Origin of the sequence: Alcaligenes sp. Lyrl_28, from assembly GCF_051948705.1 — a bacterium.
In the GTDB taxonomy this organism is placed as follows: domain Bacteria; phylum Pseudomonadota; class Gammaproteobacteria; order Burkholderiales; family Burkholderiaceae_B; genus Alcaligenes; species Alcaligenes ammonioxydans.
This window is the reverse complement of record NZ_JAYJLG010000003.1, coordinates 426,032-443,353: the sequence shown is the minus strand read 5'-3', so window position 1 is coordinate 443,353 and position 17,322 is coordinate 426,032. Positions and strand designations below refer to the sequence as shown.

Sequence of the window (17,322 nt, the reverse complement as noted above, 5' to 3'; positions counted from 1 at the left end):
TGACTCGCTTGGGCGAGAGCAGCGGGTTTACAACAGCGGGACCCGATCCGATCAGGCTGCGCCAAATCCGGATCGCTCCCGTATTTGGCGCAGCATGCCGTTTAGCTGGATTTGAGGTCCTGACCGTACAAGTCGTAGCCATACACCCAGGCCGGGTCTTCCTGGGTACGCAGGAACGTATTGGCATTGGAGACCGACTGAACGCGAGTGGCACGCTCTTTGCGGTTGAGCTCATACAACTCGAAGGCCGTGCGAAAGTCCGACAAACCGGTCTCTTGCAGGCAGCGGGTCAACATGGCGGCATCTTCAATCGCCATGCACGCGCCTTGCGCCATATGCGGCTTCATGGGGTGGCAGGCATCGCCCAGCATTACCAGACGGCCACGGCTCCACAACGGCAAGGGATTGCGGTTGCGCAAGGGCCACTTGGTAATGCTCTCGGTTGATTTGATCAAATTCTGAACCGTGGAATGATAGCCCTCAAATGCGGCCAGCATCTCTTCTTGCGAGCTGTCTACGTACGCGCCCTGAAAATCCCAGGCAGGATGTGGCACGCCCGTCACAAAATAGTATTCATCACGCTTGCCGGTGGTGTAGTACACCATCATGTGACGATCCTCTGTCCACCACTTCACACAGTCCTCGAACTCATCGGCAAAGCGGGCCAGATTCTCGCCACGGATCAGGGCACGGTGTGCCACCCAGCCGCTGTAAATCGGATCTTCCACCCCCAGCAAGGTTTCGCGAATCTTGGAGTGAATGCCATCGGCACCAATCACAATGTCGGCCGTCACGCTGGTGCCATCGGCAAACTCCAGCAACACGTCATCGCCACGGTCCACCAGATTTTGCAAGCGCTTGCCAAAATGAACGGTGCCCGGTTTGATGCTGTCGATCTGCAAGGCGTGCATATCGCCGCGGTGCACGGTGATGTAGGAAGCCCCGTATTCTTTCCGTGCAAAGTCGCCCAAAGGGATACGCGACAGATAATCGCCTGTCTCACCATCTCGGCTGAACCAGAAATCAGGGTGCGAGCCCATCTCATCGAGCGCCTTTTCCAGACCCATGCGACGGAAAATCTTCATCACGTTGGGCCCCACGTGAATACCGGCACCCAAACGCGAGAATTCCGGCGCCTGTTCAAATACTTCCACCTCAAAGCCGGCCTGCTGCAACAGAGTCGCCGCAGCGGCTCCGCCAAGACCGGCCCCTACAATCGCAATCTTGACTGTCTTTTCCATCGTTAGCTCCAAATCACGGCACTCACAAAAAGTGCTCACCACATGTTTTTCGTAGTGTACACACTAAGTTTAAGCATGAAAACATAGGAAGCTGCTAGGGTTTATACCTACTTTCATGCAAAAACAGCCGCGCGAAATATGGGAGAAAAAAATCATTTAACAATAAAAAATCAATAACTTATAAATAAAAATTAACCACAAGCACCGTCTCAAAAACTTAAGTCTACAGTTTATGAAATTTTTGAATTTAACAGTGTGTAGACTTATTTATTGCCATGCACACCCTAGAAAGACGTATGCTTCAAGCTCAAAATAACTGATCTGGATCAGGCCTTGCTCCATCTCGGGACAGGTATACTGGCCCCGTTGTCATACCCCGGCCTGCCCACTCCACAAAAAGACAGAAAGATTATGCAGCCTAGCTCCCCGGCCTCCGAGCCCCAAACCTTGTCCTACGATGTCACTGAACAGATCGGCCACCTGCTGCGCAAGGCAGGTCAACGGCACACGGCCATCTTTCAACATTACGTCGGTGACAGTCAGTTGACGGCCATTCAGTTCGTGACGTTGTGCGCCCTGCGCGACCACGGGCCGAGCTCGCAAACCGAACTGGTCGAGGCCACTGCGGTAGACCAGGCGACCATACGAGGCATTATTCAGCGACTGAAATCGCGGGGCCTGATTGAACTGGCACCCGATAAAGATGATCGACGCAAAGTGATTGTGGAACTGACCCAGGATGGCCTGGCACTGCTCGATCGCGTTATTCCACGAGCCCACACGATTAGCGAACTGACCATGGGCAATCTGAACCCCGCCGAACGCGTGGCGATCGTCTATTTGCTGCGAAAAATGATAGACAGCACGCTTGATATGAGCGACAAAGAATAAGGCCGCCTATCGTCAAGAGACTAGGTTTTATTCGGCCTTTAAGATATATTTAAAATACATCTTTCAACTGATCTGCCATGATACCTCTGACTGCCTCCCCCGCCTCTACCCGTCCGCAATGGCGCGCTTTTCTGGAATTGGGATTTCGCCCCCTTTACCTTTTAGCCACCTTATGGGGTGCTGCCAGCATTGCGCTCTGGCTCTACACACCCGCCTGGCTATCCAACACCGCCATTCCTTCCTTGTACTGGCATGCCCACGAAATGCTCTGGGCCTTTATCGGCACCATCGCCGTCGGCTTTCTGCTAACGGCCAGTGCCACCTGGACAGGACAGGCTACCCTGCGGGGCCCCTCCCTGGGCGCCTTGTGTTTGATCTGGATTCTGGCCCGCTTCAGCCTGTTGCTTCCCAATGGCCTGCTGGCAGCCCTGCTACTCGACGCCCTATTTTTCGCCATTGCCGCTGCCGAGCTGGCCCGTGTGATCCTGATCGCGCGCAACAAGCGTAATTACGGTATTCCCGTGGCCATGCTGGCTTTGGGCCTGAGCCATAGCCTGTTCATGTACAGCCTGATGCAAGGGCATGACCCCATGCCCTACTTCTACAGTGGATTCTGGACCATGGGGCTGATTACCCTGCTGATCGCCCGCCGCATCATTCCCTTTTTTGCCATGCGCGCTTTACCGGGCCTGAGCCTGCCGGCTCAAACTCGCAGCGGACACTGGCAAATGGGGCTGAGCGCCCTTGCCATCGGCCTGTCGCTGACCCCATGGCGCCTGCCGCTGGCCCTGACACTGGCGGCCTTGGGGCTGATCGCCTGCTACCAGTGGATACGTTGGCAGCCTTGGGCCAGCCGTCATACCCCCCTGCTTTGGATTCTGTATCTGGGCTATGCAGGCTTGGCGCTCGGCCTGCTCAGTGCTGCCGCCTATGAGGCAGGCTGGATTGCACGCGCCGCCTGGCCTGTGCATATTGTGGGCCTGGCAGGGTTTAGCGTCATGATCATCGGCATGCTGACCCGCACCGCCCTAGGCCATCTGGGCCGCCCCCTGCGCGCCACGCCCAAAGTTGTACTGAGCTATGCTTTCCTGATCGCCGCCTGCGTGTTGCGCCTGCTGGCCTTGATTCCCAGTAGCTGGAGCCTGCCCTTGCTGCACCTTGCCGGCCTGTGCTGGATTCTGGCCATGTTGAACTACCTGCATCAATTTGCCCCAATGCTGATTCGCCCCAGACTGAACTGATCGCAGCGCCAGCGCCACACTTTACCGCCCCAAGCTCCTGGGGCTATGTATCTTTATTTTCTGTCTGACCGTGCCTGCTTATACTAAGCAGGCACGTTGTTCGCGCACTCTGCCAACAACGCGGGACGGATCATGCTGATCCTTGTTTACTCCGCGCTCCCAACACCCATGTCTCTTGCCAGTCTGGCTTGCTCTGTCTTGATACGCTCCCTGTTTGCCGGGCTGTGTGCCTTCGTTCTGCCGCTTTCCGTCCTGGCCGCCGATGCCTGTCACGGCAGCCGGGATCTGGTGGTGGTCGGCCATATGGACGACGATCTGCTATTCATGAATCCGGACCTGTCCAGCAATATCCAGGCCGGTGCCTGTATGCAGGTTCTATACCTGACCGCCAGCGAACGCAAAGGCGGACTGGAATACATGTACAGCCGCGAACAGGGGGTACGCGCGGCCTATGCCTATATGGCTGGTGCGGTCAATGAGTGGCAGCAAACCCGCCTGATGGTCGGCAGTGCCTCGATCGCGCAATTTACTTTGCGGTCCCGCCCCGGCATTCAGCTCAGTCATTTACGACTGCAAGACCCCTGGTTAGGACCGGGATGGGGAAGCCTGACCCCCTTGAGCCGGGCAGAATCCGAACCCGGACAAACCGTCCAGACCTTGGACAGCCCCCAACAAACGTTCAATCGCGAACAATTGGTTCAAACGCTGGCTGCCCTGATACGACTTTATCAACCCACGAGCATCCGCTATCTGGATGACACCAATCCGGTTCCTTACACCCAACTTTGCTGGCGTTGTACCGGCCATGGCCACCCAGACCATATTGCCAGCGCCCGTCTGGTTCGCGAAGCCATGCTGGCGGCGCCGGGTAATTACGCGCAAATTGGTTATGTGGATTACCCCATTCAGGAGCAGGCCGCCAACCTGACCTTGAACGAAATCCGTAGCAAAACCGAGATTTTCAGGCGCTATGCCTGGCATGACCGACATGCCTGCAAAGGCCCGGCAGTGTGTCAGGAACCGGCTGGGCCGGCGGCTGCCTGGGTGCAACGCAGTTACTACACCAGCCGGGCGGACTACCCTGCCAGTCTCCTGGCTGACCGCTCCGGAGGCCTGCATTTTTTCGTCTCCGGTGAACAAAACGACGCCATCAACCAGTGGGATGTCCAGCAACAGCGCTGGTTCACCTTGGGTGGGCGCACCGCCGACGCCTTGAGTGTCTTTCATTATGCAGACGGCAGCGCCGGGCTGTTAGCCCGTGACGCAACAGGGCAGGTATGGGTGAGCCGATCTGAAGATGACGATGATTGGCTGGCCTGGCAAAAACTCCCTGGCCCTCGGGTCTTGCACACCCCTATCGTCAGTCCACAAGGAGGCCAGGCCTTGGCCATGGCTACCGACGGACGCTTTTACTGGAGCACGGTTCGTCCAACCGATCATGCCTGGGGCAGTTGGAAAGCGCTTCCACCTCTGGACCAAGCCACCTATCCTGCCGCCCTGAGCGTGGACTCTCAGGGACGGGCACATGTATTTGCCAGCAACCAGCAGGGCCAACTTTTTCAGATCGTCCAGCGCAACGACACCCAATGGCACGCCTGGCAGGCCATTCCAGTGGCGCCGGTCAGCGGAGGCCTGGCAACGATTGTGAATGCGCAAGGCAAAATTGAGCTGTACCTGCGCGATCGGCAAAGCCAGCGTTTGCAGCGCCTGGTCCAGTCGGCGGGCGAGCACAACTGGGGCAAGCCTGAAAATCTGGGTTTGACCTATGTGGGTCGTCCCGCGCTGAGTCTGGGCGAGCAAGAACAGGTCGTGGTCGCCCTCCAGCAACAACCCGGTGGCGCAATTGTCTTGCTCGATGAAGGACAGGTGGTAGAAGTAGACAAACACTCGGCCTCCCAGCCGGTGCTTTACCGACTGGGGCGTACGCTTTATCTGGCCAACCGCCCCCCTGGCCCCCAACAACGCTACCGTCTGCTGGAACGACGTGCGGGCAAATGGGTGCAGGTGGCCTTGACTCAAGCGCCTCCTCCCGCGGGTGGACGATCCTTTAGCGAGGCCCCGGCCTTCATTACCCAAGCCTACGTGCAACCGTAAGTGCCCGTAGCGCCCTTAAAACGTAACAAAATACGGATATGCTATGGCAAGCTTGGGCAAGCCGCTGAACCAGCGAGCGAACCCCGTGACTGATCCGCAGCTCGAGCAGGCAGGCGAACTTTTACGCGTTGCAGTAGCACTTTGTTGCAATGGCATGCGCCTGCTCGTTCAGCTCCAGTACAATCGCCCGCTAACGCTTGCCGGCGTACCGGCGCCCCTTTCTTTAGCTACTCTTCAGAGATCATGAAGCCAACTACCTTATTTGCTGCCCTGCTGGGTGTACTCGTGGGCGCAGGTGGCGCCATTTATTACGCCAAAAACGTATCGTCCCCCGCCATCGACAAACCAGTCAGCTCTGCCAGCACGACGCTAGCCGCCCAAGCCTTGACCCTGGGCCAATCCGTCTCGGGCGAACTGACCAGCAAGAGCTTCTTGAATCTGAGCGATGGCGTACGGAGCAGCCTGTTTGATGTAAAGGCCGAAGCCGGCCAGATTATCAAGATCAGCGTCAGCGGCCCTCTGCGCCCACAGATCAGCGTCCTGCGCAATGGCGAACTGGTGACTCGCAGCCAGCGTTGTGAAGACTGCCCCGACAGCGAAACCAAGGGCCAAACCACCACGCTGGGCTTCAAGGCAGACTTCAACGACACCTACCAAGTCGTTGTGAGCGGTTTCAATACCAGCTCGTATGGCCCCTTCCAGGTTACCGTAGACACTTTGAAAGCCTATACCGGCGAGCCACTGAGCGCCGACCAGACCATTCACGATTGGGCTCTGGGCGGTCAGAAGCGTTACCGTTTGACTATCGACAAGGATGGTTTGTACAGCCTGGCCATGAAAGCCGAGCAAAGCAGCCTGGATGCCTATCTGAAGCTGATGGATCGCCGCGGCATGGAGCTGGCGTCGGACGATGACAGCGCTGGTGGTACCGATGCACGTTTGCAGATGTACCTGAAAGCGGGCGACTACATTGTTCAGGCCAGCTCGGCCATGGGCTCGCAGAACTTCCAGGGCGGCTTCTCGCTGGAAATCAAACCAGAAGAGATGACGGGCGAGATTGAGCTGAAAAACGGCGATAGCCTGAGCCTGGACGGTGAAGGCAAAACGGGTCTGTTTACCGGTGAGACTCAGACCTACAGCTTCACCCTGTCCGAACCCAAGCTGGTTACAGTGCAAATGGATGCCCAAGGCTTCCAGGCTTCGTTGGAAGTAGACTCCAGCACCGCCAGCCAGTACGGCGATGAAGCCGGTCAGCAACGGGTGCGTGGGGTACTGGCCGCAGGCGAGCATCAGGTCAAGATTTCGGGCTCCTCCCAGGCTGGGCTGTTTACCTTGTCGGCCACGGCCGATGAGGTTCCTGCCAATGCGGGTGGTGGCCTTTTGCTCGTGGGTGAGCCTCGTCAGGCCCTCATGCTGCAGGGCATTACCAGCGACAGCTACCAGTTGAATGTGCGTCAGGCTGGCCGCTACGTAATCGACATGACCTCACCAATCTTTGATACCTACCTGGTCCTGCGCAAAGACGGCCAAACCGTAGCCGAAGATGACGATAGCGGTGGCGATATGAACGCTCGTCTGGAGGTACAACTGGAAGTGGGCGAATACGAAGTGAAAGCCATGTCATTGGGCAGCTATGAGCAAGACATGGAGTATGAGCTGTCAGTGCAACGTCTTTAAGAGCGGACTGACACGCTAGCATCAAGGCTGAAAGTTTCCGGACTTTCAGCCTTTTTTATATGGATAACGGCCTGGGCCTGCTCAGGAGCACCTACCTGAAGTGCCCCGAACTTGCCACATCGCTACAGGGCCTGCTATTTACCGTTATCCTCTCAACCCCAGCTTTCCTCCTCTCGCGTACCGGTTTTTCCCGTTTGGTCTGCTTACGATTTGCTCACTGTTTTTCTTGTAATTATAAATGCAAATCATTATCATTAATTTCATTATTGATGCACCGCCCTTTTAGCAGGAGCCCCGCATGCAGACACCCGTTCAACCGCCCCACCACGCCCTGAGCCAGCGCGACGAACTGGCCTGCTGGCGCCATTGGATTGCACAGGGAAACCTGGCCTTCCAGTCTCGAAATTACACCAACGCCCTGGCGCACTATCAACAAGCTCGCGCGTCTGTCCGGCCCCTGCTGTTTAATGCTTCGGATGGAGCTGACGCCACCATTGCCGCCTGGGTCATTGCCCATTTGAATCTGGCCGATGCCTGCGAACAGCTGGGTCAAAGCGACGAGCAGGGTCTGCACCTGTGCACCGCGCATGAAACCTTGTGCTGCGCCACAGCCAACACCCACCTGGCTGATGACTGGCGCATGGCTGCCTGGCAACATAGCCGACGCACGTATGCCGAGCTGGCGCGCTATGCACGTCGCTATCCCCATCATGTCGCGACCTGCTCTGCCCTGTTCTTGGGGGCGGTCAGCCCGCAGGAGCGCTCTTTTTCTCATTAAGTTTCATGGTGTCCCCCACATGCGACTGACCTGGGGTTTATCGAGGAGTGCGTTTTGCCTTACACCTTACCTGCCCTGCCTTATCCCTACCATGCTCTGGAGCCGCATATCGACACCCAGACCATGGAGATTCACTACAGCAAACATCATCAGACCTATATCAATAATCTGAATGCAGCACTGGAGGCGGCCAAGCTGCCCTACCCGCCTATTGATCAACTGATAGCCGGCCTGGATACCGTGCCTGAACCCCTGCGCAATATCGTGCGCAACAATGGAGGCGGTCACGCCAATCACAGCCTATTCTGGACCGTCATGACACCCGATGCCGACACCACCCTTCCCAAGGTTCTGGCGCATGCGATAGACCGGGATCTGGGTAGCTTCGCGCACTTCAAGGATGCCTTTACCAAAGCGGCGATTTCACGTTTTGGCAGTGGCTGGGCCTGGCTGAGTGTGACACCCGAAAAGAAACTGGTGGTGGAGAGCACCGGCAATCAGGACAGCCCGCTGATGCACGGCAACACGCCCATTCTGGGTCTGGACGTGTGGGAACACGCCTACTATCTGAAGTATCAAAATCGACGGCCCGAATACATTGCGGCTTTCTTTCAAGTGATCAATTGGCCCGAAGTGCTAAGAAGATATTTGGAAGCCCTTACATAAAACGGGTTTACTGTTTGTCATTTTCCAGCCCCTCATCCCCCTATCTTCCTATTCAACGAAAGCTGGCACCAAGCGCTTTGGCGTGGCTCTTGTTGCACGCAACCCTCCGCCTTTGGAGGGTTTTTGCGTTGTGAACCCAGCCCTACATAAGGCTGACGTCGAGTCTGGGTTTGGCCCGATTGCGCTCACCATCATCAAACGCTATGTTAATTATCAGCACCCTTATCACACCCGTCCTCAGGCCCCCACATGTTGAGTCTCTGCGATCGTATTCAATCCCTGCGTTCTCTGTTTCACTTCGATGCGGTGCAACTTCTGGGGTGCGCGCCGCAAAGCCGTACGCATCTGGAATTGCATTGCGAAGGCTATAACCTGAACTGTGCCTCTGCCTTGGGGACGGGTTTTCCGCAGATCTATGCACCAGGCTTCACAGCCCAAGCCTCTCCCCACGATTTGCTACCACCCTCCATTTCAGAATGCTCGGACGCCATGAATCCTCCTTTTCGCAGCACCGCCATCTATACCGATGCCTTGCTGCGTGGCGGGTTTCAGGATGGGATGACGGTCGAGTTGCAGCGTGGAGATTCCTATTTGGGGATGATTCACTTCTCCTCTCAACAAGCAGGAAGCTTCAATCGCCACGTTCGCACACTGGCCCTGGGCGCCAAGGTCTTGCTGGAGGAGGCCATGCAGAATATGGCCTGGCACCAAGGCACCATTTTGCATCTGGTACCCCAGGCCGGCGGGCTGGTCGTGCGCGAGGATATGCAAGCACAGGCGAACGCAATCAGCGGTACGCTGTTCAAAGCCCTGTCATTCATGGATCGGCAAACCTCCACGCTGCAGGCTTTCTGGCTGGAAGGCAGACAAAGCTACCGTTTACAGGCACAGCGCTTTCCGAAAGGAGATGTGCTGCTGCGACTGGTGCCCGCTGATTTGCCTGGTGGTCTGAGCGCAAAGGAAATGCAGGTACTGAGCTGGCTGCTTACGGGCCACACCGATCGGGAAATCGCCGCCAAGCTGTTTCTGAGTGAGCGCACCGTCCATTCGCATGTTACGTCCTTGCTGCGCAAGCTGGGCATTACCAGACGCACCGAAGCCGCTGTTAAAGCGGCTCTGAATCACTGGTATGTGCCGGATGCACAGGGTGCGATCCTGGCGGCGGTGCCCGGACTGTGCCACTAAAGAAGCAGTCCGGGATGCCGGTCCAGCCAGGCACTTCAGGAATTAACGCAGTCCACTCAACAAGGTTGCGGCTTCATCCACGCTAGCGCGCTCCGCATCCAAGAGCGTGTCGCCGCCCATCCCTCCCAGGAACTCCGCGTAAGGATCAGCCAGCGTGCGTACCCCGGTCAGTTCTTCAATCACGGCCTGGCCGCAAAATGGCAAGTAATGTGGGCTGTAACCCCCTTCCTGCACAAAAGCGATACGGCCTTCACAAACCTCTTCGGCACAGTCAATGATTTGACGCGCCATCTGGCGGAAACCGGACGCTGTCACCATCATGCGCGCCAAGGGGTCCATCATGCTGGCATCAAAACCCGAGCCCACGATAATCAGCTGCGGCTTGTAGCTCCGCAGCGCAGGCAGCACCACTTTCTCCATAGCATAAAGGTAAGCGGCATTCCCGCCGCCAGGAGGCAGGGGGATGTTCAAGTTGTAGCCCAGGCCTTCACCCTCACCGCGCTCAGTCGTGAAGCCGCTATTGGCCGGGAAGCACAGATGCTGGTGCAGGGAAATGGTCAGAACAGAAGGATCATTCCACCAGATATCCTGCGTACCATTCCCGTGGTGCACGTCCCAATCCAGAATCGCGACACGATCCAGACCCAGCTCCTCGCGGGCATAGGCCGCCGCTACCGAGGTATTATTGAAAATGCAAAAACCCATTGCCCCGGCACGGGGTGCATGGTGGCCGGGAGGATTGACCAGCGCATAGCCGTTGCTGACTTCACGGCTGACCACTTTCTTGACCAGCTCAATGGCGCCACCCGCAGACAGCATGGCAATTTCCAGCCCGCCATTGCCCATGGTGGTAATACCGTCCCCCGTGTCGCCCCCGGTGGGCAAGGCGCTGACGCGTTTCATGTTTTCCAGATGCTCGGCCGTATGAACACGCAAAATATCCTTGTCGCGTGCCGGCTTGGCCTGGATGCTGGTCAGATGATCAATTTGACCGGAGGCGCAAACCAGTTCGTGAAAGCGGCGCTTCGTATCAGGATGAGCCAGGTGGTGGCTGATCGGCTGTAAACGAGCTCCCAGATTGGCCGATGCAAGACTGCCCGTACCAGTATCCACCCAGCCGTAAAGCGTATTCCAGATGTATCCTGTTGCCATGTCGTCTCCTTTATTTTGGTTTGTGTGGCACAACCATAGTAGGGATTTAGACAACAGAACGAATCCGTAGGATTGCCGAATTTATAAACTGATCAGACAGCCCTCACGGCAAAAAAGGCAGAGGACACTCGTTTGCCGTGGGTGATTTCTGCCTCTCTCGTTGAGCTGATGTATGTATAGACGACGCGCAATGGCCAAGGCTTAAACCAGCTCTGCAACATTGATTATTCTTGCGCTGCATGCCTCAACCAACTCGGCATCGTAGCTGGCGAACAGCACAACACGATCGTGTGACCAGATCTGAAACTGTTCAGCCAAGGCAGCACGAGCCTGCATATCCAGGCCATTGCTCGGGCCATCAGCAATGATTACAGCCGGGTCACCTAAGGCGGCCGCCGTCAGAAACACCTTGCGCCGCGTTCCGGTCGACATCTGCTCAAAGCGCTTGTCCAGGTGCGGTTCCAAGCCCAAGCGACAGGCCAGATCCAGTACAGTGTCATCCACGTGGGTCTGCTTTTCTGTGGCGATTTGCTCCAGCAGCGCTCGGCCAGTCTGAGACGGAAACAACATGCAGTTGTCGGGCACATACGCCATGCGGGCGCGTGCTCGTCGGGGGGCTTTCATTAGCGAATGCCCATCTACCCACACTTCCCCCGTATCTGGTTCGAGCAAGCCAGCGATGATGTTCAGCAAGGTGGACTTGCCGGTACTGTCTTCTTCACAGAGCGCCACGCAGCCTGGCTGAAATGTATGAGTCAGTCCCTTGAAAACGGGATAGTCACCATAGTTTTTACTGAGATTGTCTATGCGTAGCATGCTGGAAATCACTGCCAAAGAAGCGCCCGGACAGTTACAAGATGCGCTGACGGGGCGGGATGAAAAACAAGTCGGGCACTACCCCGAACAGGGGCTTTAGTATAGGGCTTTATGGGCGGCTGTTTGGACTGCCTGCCGTGCCTTGGTCATGCGGGAGTCACCGGCTATGGGGCAAGGGCCGTGTCGAACAAAAGCGGGGCGGACCGCCATGCTCAGCTCTGTAGCCAAAGCCAGAAAATAGCCTGAATCAAGGCCGGCTTGTTCAGGCTATTTTTTCCCGCATGGCCACACCTAAGCCAATGCAGTATCCAGCAACATCATCAAGACAAAACCTATCATCAGACCGCCGGTTGCAAAGCTTTCATGCCCTTGTCGGTGTGATTCCGGAATAATTTCATGACTGATGACAAACAGCATGGCACCGGCGGCAAAGCCTAAACCAAAAGGCAGCAGCATCAGCGAACTGCTGACAGCAACGGCACCGAGCACCGCCCCTAAGGGCTCAACCAGACCGCTGGCCATGCCTAGAACCACCGCAAACGTACGGCTGTATCCCGCCGCCAGCAAAGCCAGCGCTACCACCAGCCCTTCAGGCACGTCCTGAATGGCAATCCCTGTGGCCAAGGCATTGGCACGTACGCCTTCATTACCTACATATCCCACCCCAATCGCCAAGCCTTCCGGGAAGTTGTGCAAGGTAATGGCGATGACAAACAGCCAAGCTCGACGCATGGTAGCCGAGGAGGAGCGGCTCGAACCTTCACGCCCCTTGATGAAATGCTCATGAGGCAGGATACGATCCAGCAGCATTAAAGCAGCAGCGCCCAGCAGGATTGACAAGCCGACAGCCAAACCCGCCCCCCAGGCGCCAGGGCCAAACACCTGCTGTTGCTTTGCCGCTTCCAGCCCCGGCAAAACCAGCGAAAAGGCACAGGCAGCCAACATCACCCCCGCCCCAAAACCATACAGCGTATCTTGCGTGCGCTGCGACATGGTTTGAGAAAACATGACGGGTATGGTGCCTAGCGCCGTAGCCAGTGCCGCGATGGAGCCTCCTACCAGGGCCTGTAAAACCACCGGGTGATCTTGCGCGTACAACCAGAACTGATGACAGATCGCCCAGACGCCCCCCATGGAAATGATGAGTCCAACCCACAGGCGCAAGTGTTGGCGCCAGTTCGGCGATATTCCCTTATTGGGCGAAAAATAGAGACTTGATTTCAGTTTCATCGCCATGCACCCCCAGAAAATGACGCCATCCAGGTATGCCTCTGACAGACGCAAAGAGCTGCAAAACCGCTCCTGCAAAGGCATGGATGCCGTATCAACCATCATAGCGACTTCATCTGCGATTTAAAATACAAAAATAGAAACGATAACAATTCTCATTAGCACTTCAACAAATAAACCACAATCGATGCGATCAGCGTGGGGCTGGATGGCAATCCAGCCTGCTTTTTGTACTTTATAGTGCGATGCTAAACCGAATTAATGCTGCCTCACGCAGTTTGTACATCCTGTTTGATCGCCTCCAAGGCCTGGACCCGCTCAGCCACGGCGTTTTCCAATTGAATCAGCTCCTGCGTGAGCTGCTCCAGGCGTTGTTCAGCCTGCTCCACCACCTGTACCGCCCTCTCTTGGGCGCTATTCATCACCGCCTCACTCAAGCTGATGTACAGGCGGTTGTAGTCGATCAGTGGCGCCTGCCCTCCCCCCGGCTCCTGGAAAACGTCATAGCCTATATGAGCAGGCAGATTCAGCGTCGGCAAGTCTGGCTGCGACAGCTGAAAGTTCGCCAGGGCAGTCCGGCTTAACTCGGCAAATTCCTTGCCCAGATTCTGGGCGAGATCGTTACGCACGGCGGCCACATCTTGCTGGGCCGCATGTTGTTCAAGCACTGCAGGCAATTGGGGCACCACCCGCCGCCAGCTACCTTCGGCCAATAGGTGTACGGCATCCTGCAAAACAAGCCTTTGCTCTTGGATACGTTGATGCAGTCGGGCAGCGGCCTGTTCCATCCCCACCGTCAAGGGCTCCAGAATAGCCTCTTCTAGATGATGTAATTGCAGTTCAGCAGGTTTGCGTCGCTTGTAGGCCAAAGCGGGATCCAGCATGTTTTGCAGTGCCACGTATAAACGTGCAAACCCCGCCTGCTCCAACCCCTGCTCTTCATCCTGTTGGCTGCGCGCCATGTGAACAGACAGGGACACAGCCGGTTTGAGCACATCCCTGTCCAGCCCCCAATGGCTCAGGGCCTGCGCTGCCCGCGTCATGACGTCCTCTTCTTGCAGTTGACGATTATCAGCTGTCTTGTTGCAAAGCACTTTGACAATCTCGTCGTCGATCTCATCTTCCTCAATGCGATCACTGCGGGTAATTACAGGCAGCAAAGGCTTGTTGCGGCGCAATTCCACCCGCAGATCCTCCAGCTCATGAACTTGCCCCGGCGCACTGGAACTGCTCAGCCACAAAAGCGCATCCGTGCTTTCCAGAAACTGCTGTGTCAACGCCGCGTTATGGGCATTGACCGAATGCAGGCCGGGGGTATCGAGCAAGACCAGCTTGTCGCCTAGACAAACGCCTTGCAAGGCCACGGTGGTTTCTGTAGCGCCTTCCTGAAAACCCTCGGGCATGGTCTGCAACTGCCCCTTTTCCAAACGAAAAAAATCCACACGCTGTCCATGACGGCGAAACCGCTCGGCAAGAAAGTTGCACAAGGAACTCTTCCCGGCATTAAAGGAGCCGAATACCAGCAGCATGATACGGTCGCGGAAACGCTCAGCCAGCTCTTGCGCTGGTATCAACGCAGTCCACGAGGTCGCCCAGCCTGCCCGGTGTTCCTGTAGCTGCTGGTTCAAATGCCCGACCGCGCGCGCCAAAGTTCCCTGCTCATGCAATCCAGTGTCGGACAAGACCTGGGTCAAGGTGGTTTGCTCCAATTCCGTCAACCACTGTTCCATTCTGGTAATAGCGGGCTGACTTTCCTGGCAGGCAGGCTGCAGATCGGCGATTGCCCGGATAAGGATACTTTCCGCTGACATCAGACACCCTCCAAGAGCGCCAATTCCTCCAGAGCCTGGCGGGTCTGCTGAAGCTGTTTCTGGCTTGTCTCGATCTGTGCTTCCAACGCCCTGCGGCCCTCCGAAATCTCAAAATAATGCGTGAAATCCTGGACCAGTTTGTCGCGCCCGGCCTGCTCGCAGAAGATGCGGCGCAGATCGGCACGGTACTTCACCGACACACCCATCACCGCAATCATGACGGTGTCCATACTGCGCACCGAGGTCCGTTGCGCTGCGGGTAAACCCACGGCACCGTATTCCACCAGATGACCATTGATCGCAATACACGCACGCGAATAGGCGATCTGCAACCGGGCACGCTCTTGCTTGCCCGCTGTCATCTTGAAGCCGAATTCGGCCGTATCCGGCACCAGCGAATGGTCCACCCCTGCGGCATTGACCAGCGGTTCCAGATCCTTCTCGATGCCTTCCAGAACCTTGCGCAAACCCTCAACAAAATCAATATGCTGCTGCCTTTGCGTCTGCTGCAGGCTGTGCAGACTTTGCTCTTGCATCTGCTGCAAGGCGCTCAATTCTTGCGTCAGCTCGGTCAGCAAGGCGTCACGCTCGAACTCGCGGGCTTGCGGCACACGCTTCAAGGCGGCTTCCAAAGAAGCCTGCAAAGCCGGAATGCCACTTTTCTCCAGCATGCGCGGCTTGCCACCGTCGCGGCCCTGACGATAACGGGTGCTGGAGACGGGGTGCAGCAAGCAGCCTGGGCATTGCTGTGCAATCGAATCAAGCACTTTCTCTTGCTGCTGCTCGTCGGCCAATTGGTCGATCTGGCTGATCACCAGCAGAGTCTGACGCCGCGAACGCTGGTGATCTGCGGCCAGCTCCTGCAACAAGCTGCTTTCCAACGCGTCCAGCTCACCTTCTTTGGCTGCGTGGACAAAGAGGCGGATATCAGCCTCCAAACCCAGCGCCTCGCGAGCCAGCGCATCATCTTGCAAGGCCACGTCTGCGTACAGACCCGGTGCGTCCAACCAGCGCACACCTTCATGCACATGCTCGGCCAGCGAAATCGTTTCGCGACGGTCGGCCACATTGAAAATATCGCTGCCCATCAACTCATTGAGCAAACGGCTTTTGCCGTGACTGTATTTGCCGACCACGGTCACGGTGGGCGGCACCTCTTTTTGGAGGAGGACGCGCAGACGGTCCAGGTCCCAGCGGCGCTGCGGCAGCACGGCCAACACGGCGTCCCAGACATGATCGAGGGATACTGCCAACTGATTCATAGTCTCTTCCTTTTCTCATTTTTGCCAGAGCCCAGCACCCAATAGGCCAGCAGGCCAAAGACCACGCCCCAAAAGGCGGCACCCAGCCCAAACAGACTCATGCCCGAAGCGCTTGTCAAAAACGTAATGACAGACGGCTCGATATAAGCATCCTCACTGGTCATTACCCGCATATTGGCCACAATGGCTCCAATCAGTGCCAGACCGGCCAGCGCCGCGATCAGCGAGGCGGGTAAGGCAGTAAACAAATACACAATTGAGCCGGCAAAGGTGCCGCCCAAAAGATAAAACACGCCATTGGCGACACCGGCCATATAACGCCTGCCTGGATCGGGATGGGCGTCCTTGCCAGTACACAAGGCCGCAGTAATCGAGGACAACACGGTGGTGATGCCGCCAAAGCAGGCCATCCCTATCGAGGCCAAACCCGTGCCGACAAGAATGGGGCGTGACGGTGTGGGATAGCCGGCCAATTGCAGTACCGCCATGCCGGGCAGGTACTGGCCTGTCAAACTGACCAGCACCAGGGGCAAGGTCAGACTGAGCAGGGTCGCGATATTGAATGCGGGACTGATCCAGACCGGGCTGGCCAGCGCCAACTCAAAAGCGTCCAGTTGCACCTGCCCGCTGAGCATTGCCATCCCGAATCCCGACAAGGCCACCAGGACAATCGCATAACGCGGCAAGAGGCGTTTGCCCAGCACATACACCGCCACCATCACCAGCACGATAGCGGGCATTTCGCCACTGGCCTGGAACGTCGCCAGCCCGAACTGCAACAAAATACCGGCCATCATGCCGGCGGCGATTCCTTTAGGAATAAAAGAGAGAATCTCCTCAAAGCCACCGCTCAAACCAATCAGGACGATAATCAGGGCGGCGCTGAGATACGCGCCCACCACTTCGGGCATGGTGATGCCGGGAAACAGGGTCAACAGCAAGGCCGTGCCCGGTGCAGACCAGGCGGTAATAATGGGCAGCTTTAACCACGCACTCAGGACCAAGCCGCTCAGGCCGGCACCTATGGAAATGGCCCAAACCCAGGAAATCAGCTCTGCCTGGGCAATTCGTCCGACCTGTGCGGCCTGGATAAAGATCAGCAAGGGTCCGGCATAGGCAATCAAGACCGACAAAAACCCCGCCACCCAAACGGATGCCGAACCAGTTTTCAATCCCATCGTTTTGTCTCCCCAGACGGGTTATCAGCATAGTCAACGGACACGGCCCTAGGCCGTGCTGGGATCGCAGCCTGGTTTTTTTTTTATTGGCCCGTCCCCA

The 17,322-nt window shown here is 56.8% G+C and carries 14 protein-coding genes; 7 read left to right on the top strand and 7 right to left on the bottom strand.

What is annotated here, in order from left to right:
* Positions 1-101 precede the first annotated feature (101 nt).
* Positions 102-1,241 carry an FAD-dependent monooxygenase gene (locus VF694_RS09745; RefSeq protein ID WP_003801194.1) on the bottom strand — a complete coding sequence of 380 codons (1,140 nt, stop codon included), beginning with the start codon at positions 1,239-1,241 and terminating at the stop codon, positions 102-104.
* Positions 1,242-1,652: 411 nt separating this feature from the next.
* Here VF694_RS09745 and VF694_RS09740 point away from each other — a divergent pair, with 411 nt between their 5' ends.
* From VF694_RS09740 to VF694_RS09710, 7 genes are all read left to right on the top strand, one after another.
* On the top strand, positions 1,653-2,132 hold the full coding sequence (locus VF694_RS09740) for a MarR family winged helix-turn-helix transcriptional regulator (RefSeq protein WP_003801195.1): 480 nt from the start codon (positions 1,653-1,655) through the stop codon (positions 2,130-2,132).
* A gap of 77 nt (positions 2,133-2,209) precedes the next feature.
* Positions 2,210-3,373 carry an NnrS family protein gene (locus tag VF694_RS09735; protein ID WP_003801197.1) on the top strand — a complete coding sequence of 388 codons (1,164 nt, stop codon included), beginning with the start codon at positions 2,210-2,212 and terminating at the stop codon, positions 3,371-3,373.
* A 132-nt stretch (positions 3,374-3,505) separates the two neighbouring features.
* Positions 3,506-5,467 (top strand): PIG-L family deacetylase, encoded by a 1,962-nt coding sequence (locus VF694_RS09730; protein ID WP_440164203.1) that lies wholly within the window; start codon positions 3,506-3,508, stop codon positions 5,465-5,467.
* A gap of 243 nt (positions 5,468-5,710) precedes the next feature.
* Positions 5,711-7,144 (top strand): hypothetical protein, encoded by a 1,434-nt coding sequence (locus VF694_RS09725; RefSeq protein WP_426345756.1) that lies wholly within the window; start codon positions 5,711-5,713, stop codon positions 7,142-7,144.
* 298 nt (positions 7,145-7,442) lie between these two features.
* Entirely contained in the window at positions 7,443-7,922 is a 480-nt protein-coding gene (locus tag VF694_RS09720) for a hypothetical protein (protein WP_440164201.1), read from the top strand.
* Positions 7,923-7,976: 54 nt separating this feature from the next.
* Entirely contained in the window at positions 7,977-8,588 is a 612-nt protein-coding gene (locus VF694_RS09715; protein WP_440164199.1) for a superoxide dismutase, read from the top strand.
* A 249-nt stretch (positions 8,589-8,837) separates the two neighbouring features.
* Complete coding sequence (locus VF694_RS09710; protein WP_131071657.1) at positions 8,838-9,773, top strand: helix-turn-helix transcriptional regulator; 936 nt, start codon at positions 8,838-8,840, stop codon at positions 9,771-9,773.
* Between the two features lie 42 nt (positions 9,774-9,815).
* Here VF694_RS09710 and VF694_RS09705 read toward each other — a convergent pair whose 3' ends face one another.
* The 6 genes from VF694_RS09705 to VF694_RS09680 all read right to left on the bottom strand — a co-directional run bounded on the left by VF694_RS09705 (position 9,816) and on the right by VF694_RS09680 (position 17,222).
* On the bottom strand, positions 9,816-10,925 hold the full coding sequence (locus tag VF694_RS09705) for a class II histone deacetylase (protein ID WP_131071656.1): 1,110 nt from the start codon (positions 10,923-10,925) through the stop codon (positions 9,816-9,818).
* A gap of 201 nt (positions 10,926-11,126) precedes the next feature.
* The gene (locus VF694_RS09700; RefSeq protein ID WP_059317711.1) at positions 11,127-11,741 is read right to left on the bottom strand and encodes an ABC transporter ATP-binding protein; all 615 of its coding nucleotides are present in this window, start codon (positions 11,739-11,741) and stop codon (positions 11,127-11,129) included.
* A gap of 291 nt (positions 11,742-12,032) precedes the next feature.
* On the bottom strand, positions 12,033-12,875 hold the full coding sequence (locus VF694_RS09695; RefSeq protein WP_426345843.1) for a ZIP family metal transporter: 843 nt from the start codon (positions 12,873-12,875) through the stop codon (positions 12,033-12,035).
* Between the two features lie 365 nt (positions 12,876-13,240).
* Entirely contained in the window at positions 13,241-14,782 is a 1,542-nt protein-coding gene (locus tag VF694_RS09690) for a dynamin family protein (RefSeq protein ID WP_440164197.1), read from the bottom strand.
* The gene (locus VF694_RS09685) at positions 14,782-16,044 is read right to left on the bottom strand and encodes a GTPase (RefSeq protein WP_440164195.1); all 1,263 of its coding nucleotides are present in this window, start codon (positions 16,042-16,044) and stop codon (positions 14,782-14,784) included. The genes VF694_RS09690 and VF694_RS09685 overlap by 1 nt, the downstream gene beginning before the upstream one ends.
* Complete coding sequence (locus VF694_RS09680; protein WP_440164194.1) at positions 16,041-17,222, bottom strand: benzoate/H(+) symporter BenE family transporter; 1,182 nt, start codon at positions 17,220-17,222, stop codon at positions 16,041-16,043. Before VF694_RS09680 ends, VF694_RS09685 begins: the two co-directional genes overlap by 4 nt.
* Positions 17,223-17,322 lie beyond the last annotated feature (100 nt).

Coding starts and splice junctions, on each gene's coding strand:
- VF694_RS09735 (WP_003801197.1), top strand. CDS start 2,210: ATGATACCTCTGACTGCCTCCCCCGCCTCTACCCGTCCGCAATGGCGC.
- VF694_RS09745 (WP_003801194.1), bottom strand. CDS start 1,241: ATGGAAAAGACAGTCAAGATTGCGATTGTAGGGGCCGGTCTTGGCGGA.
- VF694_RS09695 (WP_426345843.1), bottom strand. CDS start 12,875: ATGGGGGGCGTCTGGGCGATCTGTCATCAGTTCTGGTTGTACGCGCAA.
- VF694_RS09710 (WP_131071657.1), top strand. CDS start 8,838: ATGTTGAGTCTCTGCGATCGTATTCAATCCCTGCGTTCTCTGTTTCAC.
- VF694_RS09725 (WP_426345756.1), top strand. CDS start 5,711: ATGAAGCCAACTACCTTATTTGCTGCCCTGCTGGGTGTACTCGTGGGC.
- VF694_RS09730 (WP_440164203.1), top strand. CDS start 3,506: ATGCTGATCCTTGTTTACTCCGCGCTCCCAACACCCATGTCTCTTGCC.
- VF694_RS09720 (WP_440164201.1), top strand. CDS start 7,443: ATGCAGACACCCGTTCAACCGCCCCACCACGCCCTGAGCCAGCGCGAC.
- VF694_RS09700 (WP_059317711.1), bottom strand. CDS start 11,741: ATGCTACGCATAGACAATCTCAGTAAAAACTATGGTGACTATCCCGTT.
- VF694_RS09685 (WP_440164195.1), bottom strand. CDS start 16,044: ATGAATCAGTTGGCAGTATCCCTCGATCATGTCTGGGACGCCGTGTTG.
- VF694_RS09680 (WP_440164194.1), bottom strand. CDS start 17,222: ATGGGATTGAAAACTGGTTCGGCATCCGTTTGGGTGGCGGGGTTTTTG.
- VF694_RS09705 (WP_131071656.1), bottom strand. CDS start 10,925: ATGGCAACAGGATACATCTGGAATACGCTTTACGGCTGGGTGGATACT.
- VF694_RS09740 (WP_003801195.1), top strand. CDS start 1,653: ATGCAGCCTAGCTCCCCGGCCTCCGAGCCCCAAACCTTGTCCTACGAT.
- VF694_RS09690 (WP_440164197.1), bottom strand. CDS start 14,782: ATGTCAGCGGAAAGTATCCTTATCCGGGCAATCGCCGATCTGCAGCCT.